General features: G+C 55.1%; 15 protein-coding genes. 1 reads left to right on the forward strand and 14 read right to left on the reverse strand.

What is annotated here, in order from left to right; all coding sequences use genetic code 11:
• Nucleotides 1–14: 14 nt before the first annotated feature.
• The 9 genes from ACNSPV_RS10475 to ACNSPV_RS10515 form a co-directional block, all read right to left on the reverse strand.
• The gene (locus tag ACNSPV_RS10475) at nt 15–887 is read right to left on the reverse strand and encodes an ABC transporter permease (RefSeq protein ID WP_348583475.1); all 873 of its coding nucleotides are present in this window, start codon (nt 885–887) and stop codon (nt 15–17) included.
• Nucleotides 884–1,858 carry an ABC transporter ATP-binding protein gene (locus ACNSPV_RS10480; RefSeq protein WP_249236672.1) on the reverse strand — a complete coding sequence of 325 codons (975 nt, stop codon included), beginning with the start codon at nt 1,856–1,858 and terminating at the stop codon, nt 884–886. The genes ACNSPV_RS10475 and ACNSPV_RS10480 overlap by 4 nt, the downstream gene beginning before the upstream one ends.
• A gap of 187 nt (nt 1,859–2,045) precedes the next feature.
• Nucleotides 2,046–2,246, reverse strand: a complete 201-nt coding sequence (gene rpmE / locus ACNSPV_RS10485) for a 50S ribosomal protein L31 (protein WP_005926533.1) — start codon at nt 2,244–2,246, stop codon at nt 2,046–2,048.
• A 233-nt stretch (nt 2,247–2,479) separates the two neighbouring features.
• Nucleotides 2,480–3,820 (reverse strand): TRAP transporter large permease, encoded by a 1,341-nt coding sequence (locus tag ACNSPV_RS10490; RefSeq protein ID WP_348583474.1) that lies wholly within the window; start codon nt 3,818–3,820, stop codon nt 2,480–2,482.
• A gap of 1 nt (nt 3,821) precedes the next feature.
• Nucleotides 3,822–4,343, reverse strand: coding sequence for a TRAP transporter small permease (locus tag ACNSPV_RS10495; protein WP_097774911.1), 522 nt, complete (start codon nt 4,341–4,343; stop codon nt 3,822–3,824).
• Between the two features lie 99 nt (nt 4,344–4,442).
• Nucleotides 4,443–5,525 (reverse strand): TRAP transporter substrate-binding protein, encoded by a 1,083-nt coding sequence (locus ACNSPV_RS10500; protein WP_348583473.1) that lies wholly within the window; start codon nt 5,523–5,525, stop codon nt 4,443–4,445.
• 347 nt (nt 5,526–5,872) lie between these two features.
• Nucleotides 5,873–6,883 carry a TRAP transporter substrate-binding protein gene (locus tag ACNSPV_RS10505; RefSeq protein ID WP_348583472.1) on the reverse strand — a complete coding sequence of 337 codons (1,011 nt, stop codon included), beginning with the start codon at nt 6,881–6,883 and terminating at the stop codon, nt 5,873–5,875.
• A complete protein-coding gene (locus tag ACNSPV_RS10510; RefSeq protein WP_348583471.1) occupies nt 6,880–7,689 on the reverse strand; it encodes a response regulator transcription factor in 810 nt (269 codons plus the stop codon). The genes ACNSPV_RS10505 and ACNSPV_RS10510 overlap by 4 nt, the downstream gene beginning before the upstream one ends.
• Nucleotides 7,686–9,209: a sensor histidine kinase gene (locus ACNSPV_RS10515; RefSeq protein WP_348583470.1), complete on the reverse strand. Its 1,524-nt coding sequence runs from the start codon at nt 9,207–9,209 to the stop codon at nt 7,686–7,688. The genes ACNSPV_RS10510 and ACNSPV_RS10515 overlap by 4 nt, the downstream gene beginning before the upstream one ends.
• A 139-nt stretch (nt 9,210–9,348) precedes the next feature.
• Between ACNSPV_RS10515 and ACNSPV_RS10520 the strand changes: the two genes are divergently transcribed.
• Nucleotides 9,349–9,882, forward strand: coding sequence for a YcxB family protein (locus tag ACNSPV_RS10520; RefSeq protein WP_249236678.1), 534 nt, complete (start codon nt 9,349–9,351; stop codon nt 9,880–9,882).
• Nucleotides 9,883–10,018: 136 nt separating this feature from the next.
• Here ACNSPV_RS10520 and ACNSPV_RS10525 read toward each other — a convergent pair whose 3' ends face one another.
• The 5 genes from ACNSPV_RS10525 to ACNSPV_RS10545 form a co-directional block, all read right to left on the reverse strand.
• Nucleotides 10,019–11,605: a mannitol dehydrogenase family protein gene (locus ACNSPV_RS10525; RefSeq protein WP_348583469.1), complete on the reverse strand. Its 1,587-nt coding sequence runs from the start codon at nt 11,603–11,605 to the stop codon at nt 10,019–10,021.
• A 6-nt stretch (nt 11,606–11,611) separates the two neighbouring features.
• Nucleotides 11,612–12,712, reverse strand: coding sequence for a mannonate dehydratase (gene uxuA / locus ACNSPV_RS10530; RefSeq protein ID WP_339394911.1), 1,101 nt, complete (start codon nt 12,710–12,712; stop codon nt 11,612–11,614).
• A 327-nt stretch (nt 12,713–13,039) separates the two neighbouring features.
• Nucleotides 13,040–14,152 carry a DegT/DnrJ/EryC1/StrS family aminotransferase gene (locus ACNSPV_RS10535; protein WP_348583468.1) on the reverse strand — a complete coding sequence of 371 codons (1,113 nt, stop codon included), beginning with the start codon at nt 14,150–14,152 and terminating at the stop codon, nt 13,040–13,042.
• 33 nt (nt 14,153–14,185) lie between these two features.
• Nucleotides 14,186–15,454, reverse strand: coding sequence for an ATP-grasp domain-containing protein (locus ACNSPV_RS10540; protein ID WP_348583467.1), 1,269 nt, complete (start codon nt 15,452–15,454; stop codon nt 14,186–14,188).
• A complete protein-coding gene (locus tag ACNSPV_RS10545) occupies nt 15,444–16,394 on the reverse strand; it encodes a hypothetical protein (protein WP_348583466.1) in 951 nt (316 codons plus the stop codon). Before ACNSPV_RS10545 ends, ACNSPV_RS10540 begins: the two co-directional genes overlap by 11 nt.
• Nucleotides 16,395–16,419 lie beyond the last annotated feature (25 nt).

Here is a 16,419-nt window from a genome sequence, read left to right on the forward strand (position 1 = left end):
TCATTGTCCTCCTCTCAGTTCCAGCGGCGTTTTTCCAGTCCCTGCGCCGTAAAAAACAGAAATAGTACGATCACGGTGAGGTAATACACCAGTGTCGGAATGGAAAAGCTGTTGTTGACGAACTCTTCAAAGGGAGTGAACAGACATAGCGCGCTGAGCACTGCGCTGAAGGCTTCGGTCAGCCAGCTGCTTTGCAGCAGGAACAGTGCCGTCAGCACCACACAGCAGCCTGCAAAGGTCAGACAGCCCAGCGTGAAGCTGCGGGTGCGCAGACCAGCCACCACACTGAGCACTGCCGCGACCGCGGTAAACAGGGCCAACGCCACCGCGCTGCCGGCAGTAAACAGGTTGCGCAGGCTGGGCATCATATAGGCCAGAAGCAGCGCAGCCACACCTGCCACGGCGGCAATGATCTGGTTCTCGGTCAGGCTGGAAAGAAACACGCCGATGGCAATGGCCGCACAGCCCATAAGAAAATAGCAAAGCAGTGCAGCAAAATTTGCCGCTGTAGCAGTGCCGGATGCACCCAGTGCAGCCAGTACCAGGATCATGACTGCATCCACAAGGCACGGCAGCGCAAAAATGACACACAGTGCCAGAAACTTGCCCAGCACGATGCCCCACACGGATACCGGACTTGTGAGCAGCAATTGGTCGGTGCGGGTGCGGCGTTCCTCCGCAAAGCAGCGCATGGTCAGCACCGGGATATACAAAAGCAGCACAAAAACCGTGCGGTTCAGCGTATAGTAACCAAAATCCGTCAGGCCATAGCCCAGATTCAGGGCTATAAAATAGATGGCCGTTGCCGCCAGCATAAAGGCTGTGAGCACATAGCCGATCATGCCATGAAAGCTGCTGCGGACCTCGCGTTTGAAAATGGCGATCATTCAGCCTTTCCCTCCTCTTCTTCATCGTTTTGATCGGACTCGCCCTCGGTCAGGGCAAGGAAGATCTCTTCCAGCGTCCTGCTCTCGGCGGCAAGGGCCAGCACCGTGCATCCGGCCCGCGAAAGAGCCCGGGATACCTCAGCACGGCGATCGGCAGCATCCACGCTTTCTGCGGTAAAGGTCACCTGACCGTCAGCTTCACTTTCCAGCGCTACCCTGCGGATGCCCGGGATCTCCCCCACCGCTTTGAGCACGGCCTTGCCTTCGCCCAGCACGGTAGCGTGCAGCCGGCTGCCGGAATCCAGCATACCGGCCAGCTGTTCCGGTGCGCCCACCGCCACCAGATGCCCCTTGGACAGGATCAGTACCTGACTGCACACCGCCTGCACCTCGCTGAGGATGTGGCTGGACAGAATGACCGTATGGGTCTTGCCCAGTTCCTGAATGAGCCTGCGGATCTCAATGACCTGCGCAGGGTCAAGGCCCACGGTGGGCTCATCCAGAATGATGAGCTGCGGTGCACCCAGCAGTGCCTGCGCAATGCCCACACGCTGGCGGTAGCCCTTGGACAGGCTGCGGATGAGCCGGGGCAGAACATCCTCCAGCCCGGTGCGGCGGGCGGCGCGCAGCACCTGTTCTTTGCGCTCTGCTTTCTTTTTGATGCCCTTGAGCTCTGCCGCAAAGTCCAGATACTCCTGCACGGTCATTTCCGGATAGAGCGGCGGCTGCTCGGGCAGGTAGCCCACACAGGCCTTGGCCTGCTGCGTCTGTTCCGGCAGACTAAAGCCCGCCACCTTAACTTCGCCGCTGGTGGGTGCAAGGTAGCCGGTGAGGATATTCATAATCGTAGATTTTCCGGCGCCATTGGGCCCCAGCAAGCCGAAGATCTGACCGTCCCCCACCGTAAAGGACAGATCCTCAATGGCAGGGTGTGTGCCGTATTTTTTGCTCAGATGAGATACTTCGATCACAGCAAACGCTCCTTTATTCGTCTAATTCAATGCTGGTATATTTTAGACGGAAAATGTGTAAAAATTGAGACAATCCTGTGGTGAGAGGCCAAAAGAATTCTTAAGAATCATTAAATCTGCATTTTTGTATACAAAATAAAACAAAAAGCACCGTCTCCCGAAGGAAACGGTGCTCAGAAAACCATAATTACTTACGGCCGAAACGCTTGTTGAAGCGCTCAACACGTCCGCCGGTGTCAACCAGCTTCTGCTTGCCAGTGTAGAAAGGATGGCACTTGGAGCAAACTTCGACGTGGATCTCAGGCTTGGTGGAACGAGTCTTAATGACGTTGCCGCATGCGCAGGTGATGGTGCAGTCAACGTAGTTCGGATGGATACCCTGTTTCATTCTTTTCACCTCATTTCTGGTTCTGACTTATCGGGGCCATATTGTAAATGTATGTGCCCATCACAACCTTCAATATCGGCTACCCCGTCGAGCGGCCTTGGAAACGATTGCCTTACTATTATAGCACGATTCCGACAGAATGCAAGAGGGAAAATAAAGTTTTTTGCATACAAAAAGCCCCCTGCACTTTCATGCAGAGGACTTTTGCAGGTTTGCCTTACACCGTCAGGCCATCAGTGGATGAACACCGGGCCCAGCGGGTTGGTGATGGGGCTGACGTAGCCGCCCAGCAGCTTGGGGATTGCCAGGCTGATATCGGGCACGAAGGTCAGCAGCAGCAGTGCAACGAACATGCACAGGTAGAACGGCAGGGTCGCCTTGACGACCTTTTCCATCGGGCGCTTTGCAACGGCAGAGCCGATGAACAGCACAGCGCCGACAGGAGGAGTCAGCAGGCCGATGCCGCAGTTCAGGACCACGATGATACCGAACTGGATGGGATCGATGCCGATGGAGGTTGCGATGGGCAGCAGGATGGGGGTAGCGATCAGGATGATGGGAGCCATATCCATGATGCAGCCCAGAACCAGAATGATCAGGTCGATCAGCAGAGCAATGATGTAGGGGTTATCAGTGACGCTGGTGATGGCATTTGCAGCCAGATCCGGCACATGCAGCATGGTCAGGCAGTTGCCGAAGACCGCAGAGGTAGCGATCAGGATCAGCACGATGGACAGAGTGTTCACGCACTCATCCAATGCATACCAGACGCCCTTCCAGTCCAGACCCTTGTAGATGAACACCGACACGAACAGAGAGTAGATAACTGCAATAGCTGCAGATTCGGTAGCGGTGAACACACCGCCAACAACGCCGAACACAACGATGACAACAGCGGCCAGTGCCCAGATGGAAGTGCCCAGCTGCTTAACGAAGCCCTTGATGCTGAACGGAGAGCCCTTGGGGTAATTCTCCTTGACCGAGATGATGTAGGAACCGATCATCAGGACGATGGCCAGCAGAGCGCCGGGCAGATAACCTGCCAGGAACAGGCTGCCGACCGAGATGCCGCCGGCAGTGGTGGCATAAATGACCATGTTGTGGCTCGGAGGAACCAGCAGGCCCTCGCAGGAGGAGGTGATGGTAACAGCGGTGGAGAAATCGGCGTCGTAGCCCTGATCGACCATCATGGGGATCATGATGGAACCGATGGAAGCGGTATCTGCAGATGCAGAACCGGAAATGCCGCCGAAGAAGTAGGAGGCAACGATGTTGACCATTGCCATGCCGCCACGCATCCAGCCCACGCAGGCGTCAGCCAGAGCGATCAGCTTTTCAGAAATGCCGCCGGAGCCCATGAGCACACCCATGGTGATGAAGAACGGCACGGCCATCAGGCTGAAGGAAGAGATGCCCTTGACCATCAGACGGCAGACATCGGTCAGTGCCTGTCCCTGCACCATCAGGCACAGCACGCTGGAAAGGCCAACGGCGTATGCAATGGGGAAACGCAGGAAGATCATTACAAAGAAGCTGACAAGAAGGACAATGATTGCCAGTGTCTGAACTGTCATATTACACTTCCTCCTTTACAAAAATGCTCTTGATGTGGTTGTACAGTGCCTCGATCTCGAAGATGATCATTGCAACACCGGCCAGAGGCACCGGGAAGTACATCCAGAAGCGGCTCAGCCAAGGCATGGACACGTAGAAGCCACGGCCGCCCAGAGTGGTGGCATAGTTCCAGCCGACCACCATCATGATGACGCCCAGAATGCACACGGCAAGGTCGGCCAGAATATCCAGCACCTTGACGGCGATCTTGGGCAGATACACGTCAAACGCAGTCATGCGGATATGGGCGCCGCGGCGGATGGCCAGAGCAGCACTCAGCACGGCCATGTAGCTCATGCAGGTCAGCACAACTTCTTCCGACCATGCCGGGTCCGGGATGAACGAGACGTAACGACCGATGACCGACATGGTAGTGATGAGGATATCTGCGATCAGCAGCAGCTTGCAGATAAACAGAACCACTTTGTAGGTGATGTCGTACGCCGGCTTGATCTTATCCAGAGTGGTAAAGATTTTCGGCATATGAATTCCTCCATATAAAAAACCCGGCAGGTCTGCGGGCGTATCCCGTAGTCCCCCGCCGGGCTATGTACTATCTCAGAACAGGAAAGGCTTTTTCAATTATGCCTTCATGTCCAGCAGCTGCTGATACAGCTCAGCCTGATCGGAGGTGTTCTCGCTGATGACCTTAGCGCAGGCCTCCTGCCAGGGTGCCTTGTCGTCAACATCCACAACATTGCAGCCGGAGCTCTTCAGCTCATCCAGAACCTTGTTCTCAGCGGTCTCGGACAGGTCTGCATTGAAGGCCTGCGTATCAGCACCAGCCTCCATGATGGCAGCCTGCTGGTTCTCGGTCAGCTTGCCCCATGCGTTATCGGTGATAACAGCCTGAACAGCACCCAGAGTGTGGCCGTCCAGGATCAGGTTGTTAGCAACCTCGGGGAATGCATTGGACTTGTAGTTTGCGATGGGCTGCTCAGCACCATCCACAACGCCGGTCTGCAGTGCGCTGTACAGCTCACCGAAGGAAACGACGGTGGGGTTAGCGCCCAGACCCTCGACCAGGCCGTTCATGACGGGGTCGTTGGACACGCGCAGCTTCAGGCCCTTGAAATCATCAATGCCGGAAACAGGGTTGACCGTGAAGAAGTGACGGAAGCCCTCTTCGCCGTAGAAGACACCACGAACGGGCAGGCCCAGCTCCTGGGGCTCGTTCAGGAACTCAGGTGCCAGATCGCTGTTGGCGAAGTTCCAGAAGTGTGCGCGGTTCTCGAAGGTGAAGGGGATGGACAGCAGCTTGGACTTGTTGCAGCCGTAGCTGGTCAGTGCAAATGCGGAGATACGGCTCATATCGATGGAGGTAGAGCCGCCCAGGATTGCGTCCAGAACGTCGTTCTCAGAGCCCAGAACACCGGAAGCCTGCACATCGATGACGACGGAACCGCCGGTCAGCTCTTCTACCTTCTCCTTGAAGTGGGTAGCGGTCTGACCAACGATGGTATCCAGCGGGTTGACCTCGGCGTAAACCAGAGTCACCTTGGGATCGTTTGCAGCAGCAGTAGCATCACCGGCAGCGGAAGCAGCTACAGAAGAAGCGGTGGATGCAGCAGTAGAGCTGCTGGAACCGCCGCATGCGGTCAGAGCGGCAGCAGCGGCAGCTGCACCTGCAACTGCCAGAAAGCTACGACGAGAAATCTTTTTCATAAGTAAGTCCTCCTTAAATCTCCCGAACAGCACGGCCTGCACAGGGCCCGGATGCTGTTCATTTACTGTACACACTTTAGCAAATTTTTTTAACTGAAACAAGGGTTTTCAAAAAATGTCCTGTTTTTTGAAAAAATGTCAGAATTTCTTTTGTGAAAAACGCCAAACGCTTTACTTTTTATTTGTGCACCTTCTCCTAATAGATGGATACATTCCTGTATTCAATAGAAAAACAAAGTGCTGGATGCCCTCCCCTTTTGGGTCCAGAGCACACAGCACTTTGCCGGTTCTTTATTCTGTTTTCCTGATTTCTTTGCCCATCTTCTCCGGGCTTTGCTGTGAGGCTTTTATGCCCGCTGGATGCGGGCGATAAGCCCGCTCTGCTCTGCAAACAGGTCGTACATGGGCTGAACCGCCGCACGGAACTTTTCTTTTTCCGCCTCATCCAGCTCGGTCACCTCAATACCGGCCGCACGCATATTCTCTTCGGATTCCGCTTCCTGCTGCGCCCAGAGCTTCCGCTCCACCTTGGCGCTCTCCCGGGCGCACATGCGGATGATCTCCGGATAGCTCTCACCCAGTTCGGCCAGCTTTTCCATCACCATGGGGCTTGCCAGCTGCACTTCCGGCACGCGGGTGTGCTCGTCCTTCAGAAAATACGGTGCCACCTCGTAGTGACCCATAGCCTCGTAGCTGGGCCAGTTGTTCTCCGCGCCATCGATCTCGCCGTTGTGCAGAGCGGCATACACCTTGCTGTACACCACCTTTACCGGCTTTGCGCCGAGGTCGGTGATCATTTCGCTCATCATGTCCGATTCCTGCACGCGGATGGTCAGGCCCTGCAGATCCGCAAGGCCTGTCACCTTCTGCCGGGTGTAGATGCTGCGCACACCGGCATCAAACCATGACAGTCCCGTCAGCTCCAGCGACTCCAGCATGGAGAGGAACTCGTCGCCGATGGTCCCATCCAGCACGCGCCACATCTGGTCAGCGTCGGTGTAAAGGTACGGCAGCTGCAATACGCTCAGCGCCGGCTCGTACTCTGCCAGCTGGCTGAGGGACACGCGGGAGAAGTCAATGCCGCCAAACTGCATCTGCTGGATCACGCTCTGCTCCGCGCCCAGCTCTCCCCCGCTGTACACCAGCACTTTGACCCGTCCATTGGTGCGCTGGGCTACAAGGTCTGCAAAGGCCAGCGCTGCCTGCGTAGTAGGATAATCCTCCGGCTGGTTCTCTGCATAGCGCAGGATCAGCTCTGCCCCCGGCTCGTCCTGTACCGGCTGGTGGCCGCAGCCGGCCATCGGCAGGGTCAGCACCGCCGCGCCGAACAGGGCGGTGAGCATCTGACGGCGGGTCACAGGCGGGCCTCCCGAATCGTCTTTGCCGCCTCTTTGCGGTACTGGGTAGGCGTCATGCCGGTGCGCTTTTTAAAAGTACGGGCAAAATAGCTGGAATCCTCGTAGCCCACCATGGAAGCCACCTCCGCTGCCGAGCGGAACGGGTCGGTGAGCAGCTCCTTGGCGGCGTTGATGCGCAGTTCGGTCAGGCAGTCCAGAAAGTTGGTCTTCTGGTATTTTTTGAACTGTGCGGAAAGATACGCCGGGCTGATATGCAGGATCTCGCTCACGCTGTCCAACGAGAGGTCGAACATGTAGTTATCCTCCATGTACTTGCGCACATGGGCCATGACCAGTGCGTTGCGGTCATTCTCCCCTGCTTCGGCAGCATCGCCCTCCGAATCAGCTTCCGGCTCCGGCTCCACCGGAGCCAGCTCGGCAAGGCGGCGGCCCGCTTCGATCTGGCGCATGGCTTTGCGGATCGATGCCTCCACCTCGTCCGGGTTCACCGGCTTGAGCAGGTAATCACAGGCACCCAGATGCATGGCCTCGTGGGCATACTGGAACAGGCTGTAAGCCGTGACGAAGATCACCTTGCACTCCGGGCGCTGTTCCAGCACCGCACGGGCCGCATCCAAACCGTTCATGCCGGGCATTTCAATATCCATCAGGATCAGGTCTGCGCCCCACAGCACCGCCGTATCTGCCGCCTTGCGGCCATTTTCAGCTGTCTCAATGGTGATCTCGTGCTCAAAGCGGCGGGCAACGATATCCGCCAGAGCCTCTCTTTCCAGTACTTCGTCATCCGCGATCAACAGGCGAATCATTCCTCAAACTCCTCCTCATTTTCCACCAATGGCAAGTACAGCACCACCGCCGTACCACGTCCCGGATGGGACCGTATCACAAGGCGGCTGTTCCGGTCCAGCAGACGCAGACGGGCCGCCACATTATAGATTCCAATATGTTCCCAGCGCTCACCGGGCTGACTGAGCGCCCCGCGCAGCTGCTGTAATTGTTCCGGCTGGATGCCCACGCCGTTATCCACTACACGGATGCACAACAGGTGTTTCTCCCGCAGCGGGTTGACCCGGATGCGCACCACACCGCCCTCCTCTTTGGGACAGATGCCGTGCTTGAAGGCATTTTCCACGACAGGCTGCAAAATAAAGGACGGCACCATGGTCTCGGTTAGATCCAGCAAATCGGAAATGCGCCACTCCATGCGCACACGCTCGCCAAAGCGGACGTGGTAGATGGAATAGTATTCATCCACAATGCGCACCTCGCGGGAAAGCGGCACCTGTTCGTCGTTGCTCATCAGACTGTAGCGTAGCAGATGCGAAAGCGCCATGATGAGCGCCTGGGTACGGTAGGCCGTCTCGGTGCCGGCAGTCTGCTGGATCACGTTCAGGGTGTTGAACAGAAAGTGCGGGTCGATCTGGCTGCGCAGCTGCTGCAGCCTGCTGCGCTCCATGCGGTTCTGCAGTTCCAGTGCTTCGGTCTTCTGGCGGTGCAGCTCCCGCTCGATCTCGTTTTTCTCCTGCAGGGTCGTCATCTGCTGAGCCATGGAGTGCTTCATAATGTTGAAGGACTCCGCCAGCTGGGCGATCTCCGGCTGCTTGGGCAGCGGGATATCCGGGATATCGAATTTGCTCCGGCCAATGGCGCGGGATGCTGCGATCATCTGCTGCACCGGCGTGAGCAGCCGCATGACCATCAGGCCACTGACGCAGCCCAGAGCCACGCACAGGGCCACCACGACCGTCTGCAGCAAAACAATGCGCTCGTTCAGAGCCGAGATGACGGTGTAGGAACCCTGTGCATCCAGAATGGCCGTTTCCAGCAATTGCAGGGTGTACTGGCTCAGATAATCCCCGCAGGGCAGGATCTTTGCATAGTAAAGCTGCGAGGCTGCAGCGTCATCCCCGCTGCGCAGGTCGCTCTGCAGCTCTTCCAGCAGGCCGGTATAGGTCTGGTAGACGGTATCCACCGCGCCGTACAGCACCCGCTGCTCATCACTGACATTCTCCAGCTCTTCCAGACTGGTGCCGATACGCCACAACCACGCATTGCAGGTCGAGGACGCAGACTGAAGCCGTTCCATGAGCTCGTCCGTTTCGCTGTTCTCCCAGCGGTAGTTTTCCAGCACGGAAATAGAGCTTTCCACACCGCCCTGAAAGCGGCTGATGGCATTGAAGCTGCCCATCTGCGCGTCCTGTACCGCCTGCACTGCTCTGGACTGGTAGCCATTGAGCGCGAGCTGCATGGCAAAGGCCGCAAAAAATGCTGCCAGACACAGGCCCATGCGCTGCTTGAGGGTAAAACGCCATTTGCGGTGCTGCAATGCCTGCCGCCTCCCTTTGTTTTATAATAGCTTATTCTACCACGCATCGGGCCGGATTGGCAAGGTTTGTGCGGGTTTCTCTTGCCTAAACCGCGCAATTGTGGTACGATGCCTATAAATACAAATAGGAGGCGACTCTATGTCCCATACCATTTCCGTTTCCACCACCATGGATGGACCCGGCTTCCATGATTTTGCCGTGTTTGACGCATTCCATCACCGCAAAGCATGGCTGCGTCCCGCCATTTTTGCCGCCATCATGCTGGCTTTTGCCGCCGTCTGCCTTTCGCAGCTGGGCAAGCGCCCGGGCGCCGGGCTGCTGGCCGCTGTGCTGGCCATTGTGGGCATCGGCCTGCCGGCAAGCTATTTTTACTCCTTTTTTCACAGCGTTTCCAAACAGATCCGGCAGATGCATCTGCCGCGGGCCTTCTACCGCGTGGAACTGGCCGACACCGGCATCGCCGTGTGGATGTACGGTCAGCAGGACAAGCCCGAACCCACCAACCGCCACGCATGGGACAATTTTTACTGTGCCTACCGCACAGACAACGCTGTGTATCTCTACGTGGAAAAAGAAAAGGCCTACTTACTGAATGACCGCATGGAAGCGGTATGGCAGTTTTTGACCGGCATCCTGCCAAAGGAAAAGCTGCATGACTGCCGAAAAGCATAAGATCTTGCATACATACAAGCAAAAAGAACTGCTGATGAGATGTCAGCAGTTCTTTTTTGTGTATAAAAAACCCACGCTGCGGCAAAGCAAAGCGCAGCGCGGGTGCGAAGATATCTTAAATTATTGCGTCAGCAGATCAACGGGCCAGCGTATACTTGTGCAGAGTCTTGCGCACAGCGCCGGGACCTGCAAACAGCTCCTTGGCCATGGACTCGATCTTCTCGCCCAGACCAACGGCATACAGATCCACACCGAACACGTCAACACGGCTGTACAGCTTCTTCAGGCAGCTGAAGTCCTGCTCACCTTCCTTGACCTCCAGCGGAGCAACGATGGCCTGCAGTTCAGCCAGCAGCGGATCGGTGGAAGGCTCAAAGGCCTGACCATTGTCATCGATGCCCTTCAGGTAGCGGGCATAGCCTGCCAGCACCAGCGGGATCAGGATCAGGTTGCTCTTGTCCAGACCACGTGCCTCGTATGCCTTGATCGTCTCACCAAAGCGGATGGCCAGCTTCTGAGAGGTATCGGTTGCGATACGCTGGGGAGCATCGGGCATGAAGGGGTTGGGCAGACGGCGATTGATGACAGCGCCGATGAACTCATAGGGGTTCAGCACGCCGGGATCAACGACCACAGGCATGGCCTCGATGTAGCCGATCTTCTGGATGAAAGCACGCAGATCCTCGTCTGCCATCTCGGCAGAGATGAGGGTGTAGCCCAGCATGCAGCCATAGATGGACATGGCAGTGTGCAGGGGGTTCAGGCAGGTGCAGACCTTCATCTTCTCGATCTTGTCAACGGTCTCGCGGTCGCAGTACAGCACACCGCCCAGCTCCAGCGGAGGACGGCCATTGGTGTAGTGATCCTCGATGCACAGGTACTGGGTCTCCTCGGCGTTAACGAAGGGTGCAGTGAAGGTGTGCTTCTCGGTGACGATGGTGTAGTTGTCCTCAAAGCCGTCGTCAGCCAGCATCTTCTGCACCTTGGCGTCCGGGCGCGGGGTGATCTTGTCGATCATGCTCCAGGGGAAGGTGATCTTGGTCTCGTCCTGCACATAGGCCAGGAACTCGGCGGGCACCAGACCCTGCTCCACCCACTTTGCGGCGTAGGCGTGGACAGCATTCTTGACCTTATCGCCATTGTGAGAGCAGTTGTCCATGCTCTGAACGGTCAGGGGCAGCTTGCCGGCCTTGAAGCGCTCGTACAGCAGAGCAGTGACCTTGCCCATGGCCAGCACGGGGGTCAGGCCGCGCTCCAGATCAGCAGGAGCAACGCCGTAGCCCTTCTCGGTGATGGTGAAGGAGATCATCTGCAGGCTGGGGTTCTGGAAGATCTCCACCAGACGTGCCCAGTCCTCGCCGAAGGAGTAGTCAGCCTTCAGGCTCTCGGTGACGGAAGCCACGACCTTCTTCTCGATCTCGCCGGTGGACTTCAGGCAGACCAGCAGGCTCATATTGTCGTAGGGACGGTAAGCCTTGTCGACGATCTCGTAGTCGAAGCTCTCGGCCACGATGACACCGCGGTCATACTTGCCGGTGTTCAGCGCATCGTTCAGGATGGCAGCCGGGAAAGCGCGGAAGATGTTGCCTGCACCAAAGTGCACCCAGGTAGGTTCGGCGTGGGTCTTGGCCTTGACAGCCTCGATATCGAATTTGGGCAGCTCATAGCCCTTTTCTGCCCATTCGGCAGACAGATTGCCATTTTTGATCTCAGACAGCTTCATAATTTATCAGCCCTTCTTTTTCTCTTCATCCAGACGATCCAGCAGATCCCAGACACCCAGCATATACTGGACGCCCAGAGCACGGTCATACTTGCCGTAACCGGGACGGCAGTTGCCGGGGCCTTCCTCCCACAGCTGACGGCCATGGTCGGGACGGATGTAACCCTCAAAGCCGCAGTCATGGTAAGCACGCAGCACCTCGATGATGCCGGTCTCGCCGCAGCAGTCGCGGTGAGCAGCCTCGGAGAAGTCGCCGTTGGGGAAGTGGTGGATGTTGCGGATGTGACCAAAGGCAATGCGGTCGCAGTGCTTGCGCACGATCTCGGCACAGTTGTTGTTGGGGTTTGCGTTCAGGCTGCCGGTGCACAGGGTCAGGCAGTTGTACGGATCATCCACCATGCTCAGGAAGCGGTCGATGCTCTCAGCATCCACCAGCAGACGGGGCAGGCCGAAGATATCCCAAGGGGGATCGTCCTGATGGATGGCCATTTTGATGCCGCACTCATGGCAGGTGGGCATCAGTGCTTCCAGGAAGTACTTCAGGTTTTCCCAGAGCTTTTCCTTGGTGACAGGAGCATAGGCCTTGAACAGCTCGTCCAGCTTTGCCATACGCTCCGGCTCCCAGCCGGGGAAGGTCATGTTATACTTCTCAGTGAAGGACATGATGTACTCGGCCATAGCCTTGTAATCATCCTTGATCTTATCCTTCTCATAGAACAGTGCAGTGGAGCCGTCGCCCACGGGGTGGAACAGATCGGTACGGGTCCAGTCGAAAACAGGCATGAAGTTGTAGCAGATGACCTTGACGCCAAACTTGGACAGATTGCGGATGCACTGCTTATAGTTCTCGATGTACTTGTCGCGGGTGGGCAGGCCGATCTTGATGTCATCGTGAACATTGACCGACTCAACCACGTCCATATCAAAGCCGTAAGCGTGGATCTGATCGGCTACCTTCTGGATCTCGTCCACTTCCCAGATCTCACCGGGCATTTTGTCGTGCAGCGCCCAGACAATGCTGGTCACACCGGGGATCTGCTTGATGTCGCTCAGGCTGACGGGATCGTTGCCCTCGCCATACCAGCGCCAACCCATTTTCATAGGCATAGGAAAATCCTCCTGTTTTATATTTTTTGCTTTGCATTTTCCGCGCAGCCGTGTGCCGCGCTCTTGTACTTATATTCTAGTATATCAGTTCATTTTTTTCAATGGACGCTTTGCCGGATTTCAGTGTTTATTCTTGTATACTTTAGACAAAAAGAACAAAAATCTGTTCTCACACAGGCAAAAAGCCGAAAGTTCGTTTAGAAATTCACGATCTTTATGCCCTCGCGGCGGGACAAACAGCTCCCCTTCTGCAAGGTATTTCTCCCCTGCCCCACAAAAAATCCGCCGGGCACAGACACCCGGCGGACAGTTTTTCCTATATTGATATTACAGTTTCTGCTCTAAGACGATCTTGCAGATGCGGTCCACATCCTCCATGGAAAGGTCGGCATACAGCGGCAGGGTCAGCACCCGTTTTGCCACATGCAGAGCCACCGGCGTTGCGTCCACATCGTATTTACCGTGGAAGCACTCGAAGGTGTTGGTGAGCGGATAAAAATACTTGCGCGCGCCTATTCCGTTTTGGGCCAGTGCATCCATTACCTCATTGCGGCTGGCACCAAAGAGATTTTCGTCGAACACCACCGGGAAGTAGGCGTAGTTGGACCTGACCTCCGGCTGCTGCACATTCAGGCGCAGACCGTCCACGCCTTCCAGATGCTCACGGTAGCGCTCCACCACAGCCCTGCGCTTGGCGATCTCCTCATCCACATGGCGCAGGTTGCACAGACCCATAGCGGCACAGAACTCGTTCATCTTGGCGTTGGCGCCCACGGCATCCACCTCTTCCGGGCCATGGATGCCAAAGTTTTTCAGCTCGTACAGCCTGCGGCCCATATCCGGGTCCCGATAGCAGACCGCACCGCCCTCAATGGTGTTGAACACCTTGGTGGCATGGAAGCTGAAGCAGGAGGCATCGCCAAAATTACCGATGCCCTGCCCCTTATAGGTCTCGCCAAAGGTGTGAGCCGCATCGTACAGCACCTTCAGACCATACTTGTGGGCGATGCGCTCGATCTCTTCGATGTTGCATATATTGCCGTAGACATGTACCGGCAGGATGGCACAGGTTCGGTCGGTGATGAGCCGCTCGATCTGGGTCACATCCATGGTGTAGGTCTCGGGGTCGATATCACAGAACACCGGTTCCAGTCCATTGCGCACGATGGCGTGGGTGGTGGACGCAAAAGTGAACGGCGTGGTGATGACCTCGCCCTGCAGATTCATGGCCTGCAGAGAAAGCTCCAGCGCCATGTGGCCGTTGGTGAGCAGCTCCACAGCAGGCACGCCCATGTACTTTTGCAGTTCAGCCTGCAGGGCTTTGTGTTTTTCGCCCATGTTGGTCAGCCAGTGGCTGTCCCAGATGGAGCGGATCTCTTCAATGTATTCTTCCATGCTGGGCATGGAGGAACGGGTAACAAGGATTTTGCTATCTGTCATACAATTTCCTCTGCATCATCTGCACTCAACGTTTTATGCATTCCACCATGTCAGAATCTCTTCCGGATTCATCCGGTCATAGATCATATCCTTTCCGTGCTCATCCGTGATTTTCAGCTTCGCATAGGCTTTTTCAACATCTAGCTTCAGCTCTTCCACTGATTCGCTGCTGAATGCAAACACATAGATTTTGCTGAGGATCGCGCTGTCATCTGTACATTTTTGACCAATACGCCCATGCAGCAATGACAACGTGCAGTCTTGCATCTGCGCGATCTCACTCGGTCCTTCTATTTCTGCAATCGTTCCGGTCTTTGCAAAAACATTAACTGTCACACATTTCATCTTTTCGTTGACCGGAGTTCGCTCCACGCCATCCGTACTGCCATATAGCGCGTGCTGAATAAAGGTATCCAAAAAGTTTACCGGTCCTTTTTTCTGCACATAGTAGGCCTGATGTGCACCTTCCAGCCGGAAACCGCACTCAAAAAAGACGAACTCCTGATTCTTATCAATAAATCCCGAGAAAAAGATACATCCATACTGGATGCCCATTCCCTGGATCATTGCTTCGATCCTGCTGCGAACCTTTCGATTATATGCTTCTATGTGTCGTTCCGGATATAGCCATGCGCTCTGGACAACTTTTGACATTCCGTTATTCTTGGCATTGATCGTATCACACGAGGAAAGCAAGGTCAATTTTCCTGCTTCTGCCAGATAGTAGAAGTCCACCTTATCGGCGTCCGTATCTGAAATATACTTTTCAATAATCACATGCTTTCCAACCGAAAGGTCGTACGCATACTGGCAGGCCTTTAGCAGTTCCTCTTTGTTCTTTGCAATACTGATTCCGATCGAACCAGCCCGATCCGTTGGCTTGACGATGACAGGATATTCATCCACATCGTCCACAGACTCATATTCTTTTACGACAGGCACGCCATATTTGCGGCAGCACTCCTTAAATTTGATCTTATCTCTTGTGATATCAAGCTGTTCCTGATTGATATAGCAGGGCAATCCAAGCCGTTTGCACAGCTGCATCATGTTGTCCACTCTGAATTCGCTGTAGCCCGCAAGGACGCCATTGATTCTCTCTGCGCGGCAGCGTTTTTCCAGTTCATCCAAATCGGACCAGCTGATATCCCACGCTTCGTTTGCAATCCGTTTTGCCGGAACCAAACTATAATCCATGTGGTTATCTGTTGCTATGACATAGATTCCCTGCGCTTGTGCACGCCTTATCAAAGCAATTTCCCCTGCCGTAGCGCCGAGTATCAACAACTTTTTACATTTCATTTTTTATTTTCTCCACAATATACTGCATTGTTTTGACACCGTACCGTTGATCTATAGGCAGCGGCAAAATATTTGCTGCAAGCTGATATTCAATTGCATTTTCCGGCAGTTGCCGCAAAACATTGGGCCAGAGCGTCGGGATATAAATTTTTTCTGCCTGCAGCTTTTTGCGCACCGCGGCACCATTTTTGATCCAGAGTGGATACATGAAAGCGCCCTCTGGAATAGCCAGAGTCAGCTGGTTGGCGCTGCCAAACTGCTCATGCAGAACGGCAAAATTCTGACTCCTTCGTGCGCGGACAAACTCATAATCCACACCATGCAGCAGATTTTGGGTCAGCTTCGACATCATTTTGACCGGTTCCCCGGCAAACAATTTGTTGTTTGCTGCATACTCGGCGTAGAACTCGTTCGCACTGCGTTCATAGCGGCCCAGCAGAAAGTGCATCCGTTCAAAAGATTCATCCTGCTGCAGTTCCCGTTCCAGTCGGACGTCTGTATAAAGGAATGCACCATCTGCCACGCCAAAAAACTTGCGGCAGGTATAAAGCGTATCCACACCTTCCACGGGAAGCTGGAAATAGCTCTGCGCGTTGTCTACGATGATGCGGCCATACTGGTCTTTCCAGCGCTTCAACATTTCGTTGCTCAACTGCCCGTAATAATTGACGATGTACAGCCACTCGTTCTCGCCGAGCTCTTGTGGGAACTGCGGCATAAACGTTTCGTCTACATGGTAAAACTCGAACGGAACACCGAGCTTTTCGCACACATCCAAAACTGAAGAGCAGAGAAAATATGGCAGATAAAGTTTTTCGATTTTCTTTGCTTCACACAGATATGCCAGTGCATTTCTGCCGCAATTCAGCTTAGTTGCTTCTTCATGAAGCATCCTGCCGCGAAAAGTTTCCAGTTCAATATATCCACCGATTTCTCTCATTGGTTTTTCCTTTCGTGGAGTCGTT

This window comes from Faecalibacterium sp. 3 (genome assembly GCF_048323735.1).
GTDB classification, from domain to species: domain Bacteria; phylum Bacillota; class Clostridia; order Oscillospirales; family Ruminococcaceae; genus Faecalibacterium; species Faecalibacterium wellingii.

Coding starts and splice junctions, on each gene's coding strand:
- ACNSPV_RS10510 (WP_348583471.1), bottom strand. CDS start 7,689: ATGATTCGCCTGTTGATCGCGGATGACGAAGTACTGGAAAGAGAGGCT.
- ACNSPV_RS10475 (WP_348583475.1), bottom strand. CDS start 887: ATGATCGCCATTTTCAAACGCGAGGTCCGCAGCAGCTTTCATGGCATG.
- rpmE (WP_005926533.1), bottom strand. CDS start 2,246: ATGAAACAGGGTATCCATCCGAACTACGTTGACTGCACCATCACCTGC.
- ACNSPV_RS10540 (WP_348583467.1), bottom strand. CDS start 15,454: ATGAAATGTAAAAAGTTGTTGATACTCGGCGCTACGGCAGGGGAAATT.
- uxuA (WP_339394911.1), bottom strand. CDS start 12,712: ATGCCTATGAAAATGGGTTGGCGCTGGTATGGCGAGGGCAACGATCCC.
- ACNSPV_RS10535 (WP_348583468.1), bottom strand. CDS start 14,152: ATGACAGATAGCAAAATCCTTGTTACCCGTTCCTCCATGCCCAGCATG.
- ACNSPV_RS10520 (WP_249236678.1), top strand. CDS start 9,349: ATGTCCCATACCATTTCCGTTTCCACCACCATGGATGGACCCGGCTTC.
- ACNSPV_RS10500 (WP_348583473.1), bottom strand. CDS start 5,525: ATGAAAAAGATTTCTCGTCGTAGCTTTCTGGCAGTTGCAGGTGCAGCT.
- ACNSPV_RS10490 (WP_348583474.1), bottom strand. CDS start 3,820: ATGACAGTTCAGACACTGGCAATCATTGTCCTTCTTGTCAGCTTCTTT.
- ACNSPV_RS10525 (WP_348583469.1), bottom strand. CDS start 11,605: ATGAAGCTGTCTGAGATCAAAAATGGCAATCTGTCTGCCGAATGGGCA.
- ACNSPV_RS10545 (WP_348583466.1), bottom strand. CDS start 16,394: ATGAGAGAAATCGGTGGATATATTGAACTGGAAACTTTTCGCGGCAGG.
- ACNSPV_RS10495 (WP_097774911.1), bottom strand. CDS start 4,343: ATGCCGAAAATCTTTACCACTCTGGATAAGATCAAGCCGGCGTACGAC.